Origin of the sequence: Pseudoxanthomonas japonensis (assembly GCF_010093445.1) — a bacterium.
Classification (GTDB): domain Bacteria; phylum Pseudomonadota; class Gammaproteobacteria; order Xanthomonadales; family Xanthomonadaceae; genus Pseudoxanthomonas_A; species Pseudoxanthomonas_A japonensis.
This window is the reverse complement of sequence record NZ_PDWW01000032.1, coordinates 14,970-26,799: the sequence shown is the minus strand read 5'-3', so window position 1 is coordinate 26,799 and position 11,830 is coordinate 14,970. Positions and strand designations below refer to the sequence as shown.

Sequence of the window (11,830 nt, the reverse complement as noted above, 5' to 3'; positions counted from 1 at the left end):
GCCCATGACGACCTGCCCTCTGCAGGCGGGAGCAGGGCGCTGCCGGAATTCACGCTGCGTCAGCGTGCGCCGCGACCGAACAGCACCACTTCGACGGTCTGCAGCAGGATCATCATGTCGAAGACCAGGCCGTGGTTCTTCACGTAGAAGAGATCGAACTTCAATTTCTCTTCCGCGTCCTTCACCGACGCCCCGTAGGGATAGCGCAGCTGCGCCCATCCGGTCAGGCCCGGCTTCACGCAGTGGCGGACACGGTAGTAGCGCACTTCGTCGTTGAGCATGTCGACGAACTGCGGACGTTCCGGCCGCGGCCCCACGAAGCTCATGTCGCCGCGCAGAACCGCGAACAGCTGCGGCAGCTCGTCCAGCCGCGTCTTGCGGATGAAGCGGCCCACGCGCGTCGTCCGGTCGTCGTCCTTGCTCGCCCAGACCGCGACGCCGCCCTTTTCCGCGTCGGTCCGCATGCTCCGGAACTTGGTCAGCTTGAAGTGGTTGCCGCGCTCGCCGACACGGATCTGGCTGTAGAGGATCGGGCCACCGGATTCCGCCCATACGGCCAACGCCGTCAGCAGCATCAGCGGCCAGGCGAGCACCAGCAGCGCGCCCGCAGCCAGCAGGTCGAAGAAGCGCTTGCTGAGGCGCCGCGGCGTGGAGTAGTCGAAGCCGCCGGAGAAGACCAGCCAGGACGGATCGACGATGTTCAGTTGGACCATGCCCGCTTCGCGCTCGAAGAAGGTGGACAGGTCGATCACGTTCACGCCGTGCTGCACGCACTGCAGCATGTCTTCCATCGGCAGTCCGCCACGGCGTTCGTCCGGCGCAATCACCAGTTCGTCGATCTGCAGTTCTTCGACCAGGTCCGCCAGCGTGCCGGGTGGCTTGACGAGCAATTCGTCCCGCACGACCACCGGCTGCCCCGCCACCGGCACGAACCCGACGACGAGAAAACTGCGTCGATCCGCCTTACGACGCATGCGGCTATTGATGAGGTCGGCATTGTTGCCCGCGCCCAGTACCAGGATGCGCTGCTTCAGCACATCGGTGCGAAACAGGCTGACCGACAGCATGCGGACGGCCACGATGCCCGCTGCCGATATCAGCAACGAAAGCGCCAGCACGCCGCGGCCGATGTAGGCCTGCGGCACGAGGTAGTACAGCACCACCAGCGCGATGCCGCCGAGTACGAACGACATCAGGAAGCGCAGGAAGAAATCCATGCGGCTGTGGCGCATGTGCACCTGGTACAGCCCGAAAGCCGCCATCGCCCCGGTCAGGCAGACCGCCACCAGCAGGGCGCGCGCCGGCGCATCCTCGATGAACTCCAGATGGGTCTGCTGATCGTTCAGGAATCGCAGCCAGGCCGACCCCAATACCGCGATCACGATGATCACCACTTCCAGCAGCCACAGGAACCGGATAGCCCTGGACTTCTGGCTGGCATGTGTCGATTTCATGACTTCCCCCGTATGTACGCCGAGCCCGGCTGCACCCCATCACGCGGCGCGGCCGCGTGAGCACGCACCCGGCCCTGGTGCCCTTCTCCATCCAAGAACGCAAAACGTGACATATCCGGACATCGCGCACCGGCTACGGCGCGCCACCTTCCAGCATCGGACGCAATCGTCCCGCCATGCAGGCGACATCGGGCGCCTTCGCCACGGCACAGACGATGTCGGGACCGAGCGACAGCAGATCCGTTCCCACCCGCATGGCGTCGCCAGGATGAAGGGCCTGCGCCTCGCCCTCGGGCAACGCGAACGTATCCATCTCGCGCTCCAGCCCCACGCCGGCCGCCTTCAGGTAGGCCTCTTTCCGCACCCAGAGATCCAGCAGTCCGGCCGCGCGCTGCGCGTCGTGCAGCCCCGAGAGGCGTGCCAGTTCGTCGCCATGGCATATCCGCTCGGCGATCTCCGGCATGACGACCGCACGATGGGGGGGCTCGATATCCACGCCGACGGCACCGTGCAGACTCACCGCCATCGCGACATGGGCATCGGCATGAGCGAGGCTGGTATCGGCGGCCATGCCATCGAGCACCGGACGCCCGCGCGCGTCGCGCGCCAGTGGCACCTCCTCGATCGGCAGCTCCAACGCGTGCGAAAGGAAAAGGCGATGCAGCGCATAGGCGAGCGCTAGGCTGTCCCGATGCGCATCCCGACGCTGGCGCTCCACGCGCATCCGCTCGCGCGCACCGAGAAGTGCGAACGCGTCAGCCGTCCATGCCCGCCAATCGTCGAGCACGAACACCGCGACCAGCACATGATCCGCAACCGCGCGATCGAAGCGCACGTCGCCGAATCCCCGCGGGAACGCCGACGCCAACGCGCTCGTCGCAGGTCGACGACCGTGAGCGGGCACCATGGGGCATGCAGAGACGTAGGACATGTGCGGACCACAAGCGCCAGCAGGCGCGACTGCCCTACATCACGCGCGCGGCAACCGAAACAGGCCAACCCGTTCGCATGCCCATGTGCGGCGAGCGCGCAAACGCAAAGAGCCAGCGGTTTTCCGCTGGCTCTTTGCGTTGTAATGGCGCGCCCGGAGAGATTCGAACTCCCGACCGCCTGGTTCGTAGCCAGGTACTCTATCCAGCTGAGCTACGGGCGCGTGAGGAGCGGAATTATGCGTGAAACGTTTTCCGCCCGTCAATCTTTTTTCTACTTCTTTTGCTGCTTGCCTTGGCGCTGCAGAGAACGCTTCCGGAGGACGCTTCGTCGAGCGCGATCATCGCATCGACATCTTTTTTCCCACGCATTTCCGTCCGGCAAGACGAACTTCAAACTGGCGGAGTGAGAGGGATTCGAACCCTCGATAAGGCTTTTGACCCTATACTCCCTTAGCAGGGGAGCCCCTTCAGCCGCTCGGGCATCACTCCGGTTTGTCGCTCGCATTGCAGCCGAGCTGCAGCGGCCGCATAGGATAGCGGCTCACCGCGCAGGCGGCAAACAAAATCAGTCGGTGATGTTTTCCGAAGCGGCAGGCGATGAAATTTCCTCGCCCCGCTGGATGCGCTGGTAGATTTCTTCGCGATGCACGGCCACATCCTTGGGCGCGGTGATGCCGATGCGCACTTGGTTGCCTTTGACGCCAAGGACGGTCACCGTGACCGAGTCGCCGATCATCAGGGTTTCGCCGACACGGCGGGTCAAGATCAACATGTTTCGTCTCCGTAATCCGGCAAAGGATAGTGCCGGGGGCGCACTGGCACCGTGAAAACGGGCCGGCGGCTTCCTGGTACATTCATGAACCTAAAGCATGTTAGCGGCCGGAGGCACATAGCCGCAAGCACCGATTGGTCCAATGCGAGGATCAGCCGAGGCGCTGCTGGACCCACGCTGGAACGCCCTGCAGGGCAGTCGCAAGGGCGGGCCCGTCCTCACCACCACCCTGGGCGAGGTCCGGGCGGCCACCGCCCTTGCCGCCGATCTGACCCGCGATGTGTGAGAGGAGTTCCCCCGCCTTGACCCGGCCGGTTGCGGCGCCGTTCACACCCGCCACCAGCGCAGCCTTCCCGTCTGCCGTACCGGCCAGAACGATCACGGTGTCGCCCAGCTGCTGCTTCAAGCGGTCCACCGCATCGCGCAGCGCCTTGGCATCGAAGCCCTCCAGCCGCGACGCGAGCACGCGTATGCCGCCGACGTCCACGGCCGCGCTGCCCAGGTCGGACGTGGCGCTCGAGGCGGCTTTGGCCTTCAGCGACTCCAGCTCGCGCTCGAGCTTCTTCTGCCGGTCGGCCATCGCCCGGATCTTATCGACGACGTCGCCGGTGTTGCCGCCCAGCAGGCTGGCCGCCTCGGACAGCCGGCGCTCTTCGTCGGCCACGTAATCCAGCGCGCCCTGCCCGGTCACGGCCTCGATGCGCCGGACGCCGGCGGACACGCCGCTTTCGCCGACCAGTTTGAACAGACCGATGTCGCCGGTACGGCCGACATGGGTGCCGCCGCACAGCTCGGTGGAGTAGTCGCCCATCTTCAGGACCCGGACGTTTTCACCGTACTTCTCGCCGAACAGGGCCATGGCACCGAAATCCAGCGCCTGCTGCATGCCCATGTGGTGCACCTCGGCCGCGCTGTTCGCGCGGATCTGCGCGTTGACGCGACGTTCGATCTCGGCCAGTTCTGCCGCCGTCATCGGCTGGAAGTGGGAGAAATCGAAACGCAGGCGATCCGGCGCGACCAGCGACCCTTTCTGCTGGACGTGCGTACCCAGGACTTCGCGCAGCGCCGCGTGCAGCAAATGGGTCGCGGAGTGGTTGAGGATGGTGCTGGCACGGCGGGCGGCGTCCACCGAGGCGACGACGTGGTCGCCCAGCTTGAGCGCGCCCTTGGCGACGCGGCCGGCATGGCCATGGAACTGTCCCGCGAACTTCAGCGTGTCGGCGACATCGAATTCAACGCCCTGCTCGGCCAGCACGCCCATATCGCCGACTTGGCCGCCGGATTCGGCATAGAACGGCGTACGGTCCAGGATGACCACGGCCTCGTCGCCCGCTTCGACCGACTGCACAGGGCGACCATCCTTCAGCAGTGCCACGACCTGCAGGCCGCCGGCATCGAGATGGTCATAGCCGAGGAACACGGTCGGCGACAGCTGGGCCACCAGATCGGCGGGGAGGCCGGGGTTGGAAGTGAACTTGCCGGCGGCACGGGCGGTCTCGCGCTGCTGCTCCATGGCGACATCGAAACCCGCCATATCGACCGTCAGCCCGCGCTCGCGGGCGATGTCGGCGGTCAGATCGACCGGGAAGCCATAGGTGTCGTATAGCCGGAACGCATCGGCACCGGGAATCACGCCGTCGGTCACGCGCGCCGCAACGTCGTCGAAGATGCGCATGCCGGAATCCAGCGTCTCGGCGAAACGCTCTTCCTCGGCCTTGAGCGCGCGATCTACCAGCTCACGTGCCGCAGGCAGCTCGGGATAGGTCTCGCCCATCAGGTCCGACAGCGTACCGACCATCCTGTGGAAGAACGGCTGGCGGACGCCCAGCATCCAGCCGTGGCGCAGCGCACGGCGGATGATCCGGCGCAGCACATAGCCCCTGCCCTCGTTGGAGGGCAGCACGCCATCGACGATCAGGAAGCTGCAGGCGCGGATATGGTCGGCAATCACGCGCAGCGACTTGTTCTCGAGATCGGCGGTGCCGGTCAGTTCCGCCGCCTTGCGGATCAGCCCCTGGAACAGGTCGATCTCGTAATTGGTGTGGACATGCTGCAGGACTGCGGCCAGGCGCTCCAGGCCCATGCCGGTATCGACGCAGGGCGCAGGCAGCGGCACCAGCGTGCCGTCGGGCTGACGGTCGAACTGCATGAAGACGTTGTTCCAGATCTCGATGTAGCGATCGCCGTCCTCATCGGGCGAACCGGGAGGACCACCGGCGATGTGGTCGCCGTGGTCGTAGAAGATCTCCGTGCACGGCCCGCAGGGACCGGTGTCAGCCATCTGCCAGAAATTGTCGGAGGCGTAAGGCGCGCCCTTGTTGTCGCCGATACGGACGATGCGCTCGGCAGGCAGGCCGATCATGTCGTGCCACAGGTCGTAGGCCTCGTCGTCGGTGTGGTACACGGTGACAAGCAGGCGGTCCTTCGGCAGCTTCCAGACCTCAGTCAGCAGTTCCCACGCCCAGCCGATGGCCTCCTTTTTGAAATAGTCGCCGAAGGACCAGTTGCCCAGCATCTCGAAGAAGGTGTGGTGGCGTGCCGTGTATCCGACCGAATCGAGATCGTTGTGCTTGCCACCCGCACGCAGGCAGCGCTGCACATCGGCCGCGCGCACGTAGCTGCGCTTCTCGGCGCCCAGGAACACGTCCTTGAACTGCACCATGCCGGAGTTGGTGAACAGCAGCGTGGGGTCGTTGCCGGGAACCAGCGAGGCGGAGGGCACGATGGTGTGGCCCTTGCCGGAGAAGAAATCGAGGAAATCCTGGCGGATCTGACGGGTGCTGGGAGTCTTGGAAGTGGTCATCTGGCAGGCATTGGCTGGAAGGCGCTCCATTGCGCCGATCCATCCATGTAGATGCGGATGCGGCCGGGAGAAGCAACCCAATGCACTAGATTATCAGGCCACCCCCTCCCAGTCCTCCGGCTCCAGCTGGCTGGCGGCTCGGACCGCGGTCGCATCGAAGCCGCGCCGGATCAGGAAGTCCGCGATCTTGCGTGCCTGGCCCGGCTCGATCCGGCGGGCTGGACCGAAACGCCGGCGGACGAGGTCGCACGCCGTTTCGGTCCAGTCGCCGTCGAAGGTGGCCATGGCCGCCGCTATCGCCTCGCGGTCCAGCCCATGGGTGGACAACTCGGCCTTGATGCGCAGCGGGCCATATCCGCCCGAGGCCCGGCTGCGGACGAGGGCTTCGGCAAAGCGCGTGTCGCTCTGCCAGCCTTCATCCGCAAGCCGGTCCACGGCCGATCGCACATCGGCCGCCTCCACACCACGGGACGCCAACTTCCGCGACAGTTCCCGACGGGAATGCTCCCGCCGGGTCAGCAGGCCGAGCGCGCGCTGCAGGGGCGTCTGTTCAACCGGCTTGCGCCGGCGCCCCGCCCTTGCTCCTGCCTGACCGTTCTCCTCGGACATCGTGCGCCGCCGCGGACTTGTCAGTCGTCGCTGTCGTCGTCGGCGCTCTCATCGCGCTGCGCTTCGGCGGGCTGGAACTTCTCGCGCAGTTCCGCTTCCAGCTTCGCGGCGATGGCCGGGTTCTCGCGCAGAAAATTGCGCGAGTTGTCCTTGCCCTGGCCGATGCGCTCGCTGCCGTAGCTGTACCAGGCGCCAGCCTTGTCGACCAGCTTGGCCTCCACGCCCATGTCGATCAGCTCGCCTTCGCGGCTGATGCCTTCACCATACAGGATCTCGGTAACCACCTGCTTGAACGGGGGCGCCAGCTTGTTCTTGACGACCTTGATCTTGGTCTGGTTGCCGATGATCTCGTCACCCTTCTTGATGGAGCCGATGCGGCGGATATCCAGCCGCACGGAGGCGTAGAACTTCAGCGCATTGCCGCCGGTGGTGGTTTCCGGACTCTGGCCGGGCATCATCACGCCGATCTTCATGCGCAACTGGTTGATGAAGATGACGGTGGTGTTCGAACGCTTGATGTTGCCGGTGAGCTTGCGCAGCGCCTGGCTCATCAGGCGGGCCTGCAGGCCCGGCAGCTGGTCGCCCATCTCGCCCTCGATTTCGGCCTTCGGCGTCAGCGCCGCCACCGAGTCGATCACCACGATATCGATCGAGCCCGAACGGACCAGCATGTCGGCGATTTCCAGCGCCTGTTCGCCGGTGTCCGGCTGCGACAGCAGCAGGTCGTCCACGTTCACACCCAGCTTGGCGGCGTAGATGGGGTCCAGCGCATGTTCGGCGTCGATGAACGCCGCTGTGCCGCCCTGCTTCTGGCACTGCGCGATGGCCTGCAGGGTCAGCGTGGTCTTGCCGGAAGATTCCGGACCATAGATCTCCACGACGCGGCCACGCGGCAATCCACCGATTCCCAGCGCGATATCCAGCATCAGCGAACCGGTGGGAATGATTTCGACGGGTTCGATCACCCGGTCGCCCATGCGCATCACCGAGCCCTTGCCGAACTGGCGCTCGATCTGGGTCAGTGCGGCGGAAAGGGCGCGCTTCTTGTTCTCGTCCATCGTCGTGGTCCTAGTCAAAGTGGTCAGGTGCGATCAGTGTGGGGAACGTCCATCGCACAGGCTGCGACGGGACGGGAGAGAGTGAAATTAATCGTCGATGCGGTCCGCATGGATCGGCCGGCGCCGCATCCGGACATCGGAAAACACCGCCCGATGGCGTCGGAAGTACGGGCGTGCGTCACCGGTTCGGCCTCACCAGCCCGCAGTACAGGCCTTCGATGGCGAAATCCTGGTCGGGCTGGACCTCGATGGGGGCGTAGTCCGGGTTGCGCGGCAACAGGCGGATGCGGTCCTTGCCGATCTTCAGCAGCTTGACGGTGATCGCGTCGTCGACCCGGGCCACCACGATCTGGCCGGAGCGCGCATCACGGGTGCGGTGCACGCCGATCAGGTCGCCGTCGAAGATGCCCTCGTCGCGCATGGAGTCGCCTTTCACCTTCAGCAGGTAATCCGGCGCGGGCGCGAAGAAGGCGCGATCCAGCAGCACGTAGTCATGATGGCCGGCATCCGCGCCGATCGGCGCGCCGGCCGCCACCTGCCCCAGTACCGGGATGCGCAGGCCGTCGTCGTTGGCGGGCGGGAAGGCCAGGTCCGGCTGCGCGGACAGCGGCGCCTTCAGCAGGCGGATGCCGCGCGCCCGTCCCGGAACACGCTCGATGGCCCCGGCCTGTTCCAGCGCCTCAAGGTGGTACTGCGCGGCGCGCACGCCCTTGAAGCCGAACGCCTTGGCGATTTCCGCCTGCGACGGCGGCATGCCTTCGGCTTCGAGCCGTTCGGCGATCAGGGCGAGGATGGCGTGCTGGGTATCGGTCAGGTCCATGGTTAGTAGTAATACTACTAACTTGGCCGACTGGCAACTATGCGCTCAATAAAGCTCTGCCTCCAGGGGAGGCCTCAGAGGTGTTCGAGTCCTTTCAAGGCGGTCTCGACCGTCTGACGGCGCACGGCCTCACGGTCACCGGCGAACTCGAAGACCTCCGCACGCGCATAGCCGCCACGGCGTTTCCAGCCGATCCACACCGTGCCCACCGGCTTGTCGGGACTGCCGCCTCCCGGCCCGGCGATGCCGGTCACCGCCACCGCGACGCTGGCCCCCGAGTTCACCAGGGCGCCCGACACCATTTCGATCACCGTCTCCCGACTGACCGCGCCGTGCGTTTCCAGTGTCTGCGGGCGCACACCGAGCAATGCCTGCTTGGCTTCGTAGCTGTAGGCCGCCATGCCGCAGTCGAACCAGTCCGACGAGCCGGCGATGTCGGTGACGCATTTGGCGATCCAGCCACCCGTGCAGCTTTCCGCGGTGACCAGATGGTCGCGTCCCAGCCGCAGGCGGTCGCCGACCTGCTGTGCGAGGAGGCGCAGCGCTTCATCGTTGGGCACGGACATCATCGGTTCCGACAGGGGAGTCGTGCGTGTTGTAGCCGATTTGCCCCTTCGCTGTCGCCTCGGCGTGCCCCAAAGAAAACGGCCCGCCTGGACGGGCGGGCCGTTCGCTACATCGAGCGAAGGGGATCAGTAGCGGACGCGCAGGGTCATGCCGTACATGCGCGGCGCGCCGAGGAACGCGTTGAACGTGTTGAGCGGATTGTTGGGGTCCGGGAACAGGCCCTGCAGCGGACCATCGAAGCCGACCTGCACGTAGTCCTCGTCGGTCAGGTTGGTGCCCCACAGCTCCAGCATCCAGCGGCCGTCGCTGCGGCCGAAGCCGACGCGGGCGTTGAACACGGTGTACGAGCTCTGGTGCTTTTCGACGTCCAGGTCCGAGCCGGTGTTGTAGTCGCCCATGTACTTGCCGCCGATGTTGAAGCGGCCGATGTGGTCGGCGCCGACATCCCATTCATAGGTGGCCGACAGCGAACCCGACCATTCCGGCGCGAACGGCATCGTCGCGCCCGGCAGCTTGTAGAGCGCGCCCGAGGTGCTGAGCGGGGTGCGTTCGACGAAGTCGCCGCCCGGGATGTCCTTGCCGAACTCGGTCTTGGCGTACATCAGGCCGCCCTGCAGCATCAGGCCCTGCACCGCACGCGGCTGCCACAGGATTTCCGCATCCAGACCCGAGGAGGTCACCTTGGGGATCGAGCGGACCACGAAGCTGGTACCGAGGAAGCTGTTGAGCTGGAAGTCCTCGTATTCCTGATGGAACAGGGTGGCGTTCAACAGCAGCGTGCCGTCGGCCCACGTGGTCTTGGTGCCCAGTTCGAAGCTGTCGACGAACTCACCACCGAACGAGGTGTCGTTGACCGGGCGGATGCCCTGCCCGCTGCTCGACAGGCCGTCCGCCGACTGCACGCGGTCCAGGTTGAAGCCGCCGCCCTTGTAGCCGCGGGCGTAGGACGCGTAGGTCATCACGTTCTCGTTCCAGCGGTAGGCCGCCTTCACCGTGCCGGACCATTCCTTGTCGTCCATCTCCTGGAAGGTGTTGCGGCCGTTATGCAACGCGTTGGCCCACGGCAGGCACGAATAACCGATGATCTGCGGCACAGCAGACGCAAGGATTGAAGCCCTCGTATCCGCAGGCAGAAGACCGAAAACAGGGATGCGATTGGCGACCGCAGCACCTACCGCAGCCTGATTCACCAGCATTGACCCGCAGCCCAAGCTGCCGTTGGGATTGCTGTAGGAGGAGTCCAGGTCCTTCTTTTCGCGGGTATAGCGCAGGCCCAGCGTCAGGTCGAGTGCATCGGTCGCGTGCCAAGTATTGTTAGTGAACAGCGCCAAGCTCTTAGCATTCTGCTTGTAACGGTCGAGCGTTCCCAGTCCCGTGAAGTTACGCCCGAAGGCGACGCCAGTGGCTTCGGACAGGAACAGGTGGGGGTTAGCCATGTTGACCACCGTCGTATTCGGTGGAAACGCCGGCGCTAACTGCTGGCCGATGGCGCCGAGGACCAGATTACTGATCAGCGTGGACACGTAAGGTTCGTAATGCGGACCGATGCGGTAGGTCTCGTTGCGGGTCAACTCTTCATCCGAGTAGAACGCGCCCACCATCCAGTCGATGCGTTCGCTGGAGCCGGTCAGGCGCAATTCCTGGCTGAAGGTGTCGAAGCCGGTGAAGGACTCGTCCTTGTCGGCATTGCGGTAGAGCAGGTCGGCCGTGCTGAAGTCGTAGTCGAGGCCGTTGATGGCCTCCCACTGCCGTGAGGCGGTGATCGAGGTCAGCGTTGCACCACCGAACCAGGGCGTGTCCCAGTTGATCTCGGCGGACAGGCCCTTGTCCACGATGTCCTGCGTGGTCGGACGGTTGCTGTAGGCCACGCGGTCGAACGGATCGTCGCCCGGCGCCGCCACCGCGCGGCCACCGGCCAGCGCGTTGAGGATCGCGGCGGTGCCGCCGACCGAGGTCTGCACCGCCGTGCAGCAGTTCTCGTCCCGGCTGGTGAAGTCGCCCGACAGCAGGATTTCCAGGTTCTCGGTCGGCTCCAGCAGCAGCTTGGCGCGCACCGTGTGGAAGTTCTGGTCGTAGTCGTCGGTTTCCTGGCGCGGTCCGTTGCCGGTGCGCACGTCCATCCAGCCGTCGCGCTTGCGCTTGGCGGCGTAGATGCTGAAGGCCGAGTTGTCGGACAGCGAGTCGTTGTAGCTGCCGGACACGCCGATCGCGCCGTAGTTGCCGACGGTAACTTCACCTTCGGCACTCTGCGTGTAGCTGGGGCGACGGGTGACCACGTTGATCACGCCGGCCGAGGTGTTCTTGCCGAACACGGTGCCCTGCGGCCCCTTCAACACCTCGATGCGCTCGAGCTGGCCGAGGTCGCCGAAGCCGACGCTGTTGCGCGGGCGGTACACGCCATCGATCACCACGCCGACCGACGATTCCAGGCCGACGTTGTCGCCTACCGTGCCGATGCCGCGGATGCGCGCCGTGGTGATGGCTTCGTTCTGCGTGCTGGTCACTGTCAGGCCCGGCACCAGGACCTGCAGGTCCTTGATGTCACGGACGCCGGTGTCCTGCAGCAGTTCCTCGGAGATCACGGCGACCGTGATCGGCACGTCCTGCAACACTTCCTCGCGCTTCTGCGCGGTGACCGTCATGGTCCCCAGCGTGGTGGGCTCGTCCTCGCCGGCCGGCGCGGCCGCCTGCTGCGCATAGGCATGCGAGCTGGCGCAGAGCGCGGTGAAGACGGCGAGCGAAAGCGCTTTGTGCCTGGGCAATGCGTTGACCATGTTCTCCCCTCCCAAGGGTCATGTGCTGGCGGTTGGTGCCT

The 11,830-nt window shown here is 65.5% G+C and carries 9 protein-coding genes and 2 tRNA genes; all 11 read right to left on the bottom strand.

The window, feature by feature from the left end:
* Positions 1 to 59: 59 nt before the first annotated feature.
* Positions 60 to 1,454, bottom strand: a complete 1,395-nt coding sequence (locus tag CSC78_RS17065; protein WP_162339067.1) for a TIGR03013 family XrtA/PEP-CTERM system glycosyltransferase — start codon at positions 1,452 to 1,454, stop codon at positions 60 to 62.
* Positions 1,455 to 1,587: 133 nt separating this feature from the next.
* Positions 1,588 to 2,289: a 4'-phosphopantetheinyl transferase family protein gene (locus CSC78_RS17060; RefSeq protein WP_162339066.1), complete on the bottom strand. Its 702-nt coding sequence runs from the start codon at positions 2,287 to 2,289 to the stop codon at positions 1,588 to 1,590.
* Between the two features lie 241 nt (positions 2,290 to 2,530).
* A tRNA-Arg gene (locus CSC78_RS17055) sits at positions 2,531 to 2,607 on the bottom strand.
* Between the two features lie 175 nt (positions 2,608 to 2,782).
* Positions 2,783 to 2,875: transfer RNA gene (locus CSC78_RS17050), tRNA-Ser, on the bottom strand.
* Positions 2,876 to 2,951: 76 nt separating this feature from the next.
* Positions 2,952 to 3,158 (bottom strand): carbon storage regulator CsrA, encoded by a 207-nt coding sequence (gene csrA / locus CSC78_RS17045; RefSeq protein WP_162339065.1) that lies wholly within the window; start codon positions 3,156 to 3,158, stop codon positions 2,952 to 2,954.
* 151 nt (positions 3,159 to 3,309) lie between these two features.
* Positions 3,310 to 5,961, bottom strand: coding sequence for an alanine--tRNA ligase (gene alaS, locus CSC78_RS17040; RefSeq protein ID WP_162339073.1), 2,652 nt, complete (start codon positions 5,959 to 5,961; stop codon positions 3,310 to 3,312).
* Positions 5,962 to 6,054: 93 nt separating this feature from the next.
* Positions 6,055 to 6,570: a recombination regulator RecX gene (gene recX / locus CSC78_RS17035; RefSeq protein WP_162339064.1), complete on the bottom strand. Its 516-nt coding sequence runs from the start codon at positions 6,568 to 6,570 to the stop codon at positions 6,055 to 6,057.
* 20 nt (positions 6,571 to 6,590) lie between these two features.
* Positions 6,591 to 7,628 carry a recombinase RecA gene (gene recA, locus CSC78_RS17030; protein WP_162339063.1) on the bottom strand — a complete coding sequence of 346 codons (1,038 nt, stop codon included), beginning with the start codon at positions 7,626 to 7,628 and terminating at the stop codon, positions 6,591 to 6,593.
* A 178-nt stretch (positions 7,629 to 7,806) separates the two neighbouring features.
* Positions 7,807 to 8,448, bottom strand: a complete 642-nt coding sequence (gene lexA / locus CSC78_RS17025) for a transcriptional repressor LexA (protein ID WP_162339062.1) — start codon at positions 8,446 to 8,448, stop codon at positions 7,807 to 7,809.
* Between the two features lie 74 nt (positions 8,449 to 8,522).
* Positions 8,523 to 9,014, bottom strand: a complete 492-nt coding sequence (locus CSC78_RS17020; RefSeq protein ID WP_162339061.1) for a CinA family protein — start codon at positions 9,012 to 9,014, stop codon at positions 8,523 to 8,525.
* A 126-nt stretch (positions 9,015 to 9,140) separates the two neighbouring features.
* A complete protein-coding gene (locus CSC78_RS17015) occupies positions 9,141 to 11,789 on the bottom strand; it encodes a TonB-dependent receptor (protein WP_162339060.1) in 2,649 nt (882 codons plus the stop codon).
* Positions 11,790 to 11,830 lie beyond the last annotated feature (41 nt).

Coding starts and splice junctions, on each gene's coding strand:
- CSC78_RS17065 (WP_162339067.1), bottom strand. CDS start 1,454: ATGAAATCGACACATGCCAGCCAGAAGTCCAGGGCTATCCGGTTCCTG.
- csrA (WP_162339065.1), bottom strand. CDS start 3,158: ATGTTGATCTTGACCCGCCGTGTCGGCGAAACCCTGATGATCGGCGAC.
- alaS (WP_162339073.1), bottom strand. CDS start 5,961: ATGACCACTTCCAAGACTCCCAGCACCCGTCAGATCCGCCAGGATTTC.
- recX (WP_162339064.1), bottom strand. CDS start 6,570: ATGTCCGAGGAGAACGGTCAGGCAGGAGCAAGGGCGGGGCGCCGGCGC.
- recA (WP_162339063.1), bottom strand. CDS start 7,628: ATGGACGAGAACAAGAAGCGCGCCCTTTCCGCCGCACTGACCCAGATC.
- lexA (WP_162339062.1), bottom strand. CDS start 8,448: ATGGACCTGACCGATACCCAGCACGCCATCCTCGCCCTGATCGCCGAA.
- CSC78_RS17020 (WP_162339061.1), bottom strand. CDS start 9,014: ATGTCCGTGCCCAACGATGAAGCGCTGCGCCTCCTCGCACAGCAGGTC.
- CSC78_RS17015 (WP_162339060.1), bottom strand. CDS start 11,789: ATGGTCAACGCATTGCCCAGGCACAAAGCGCTTTCGCTCGCCGTCTTC.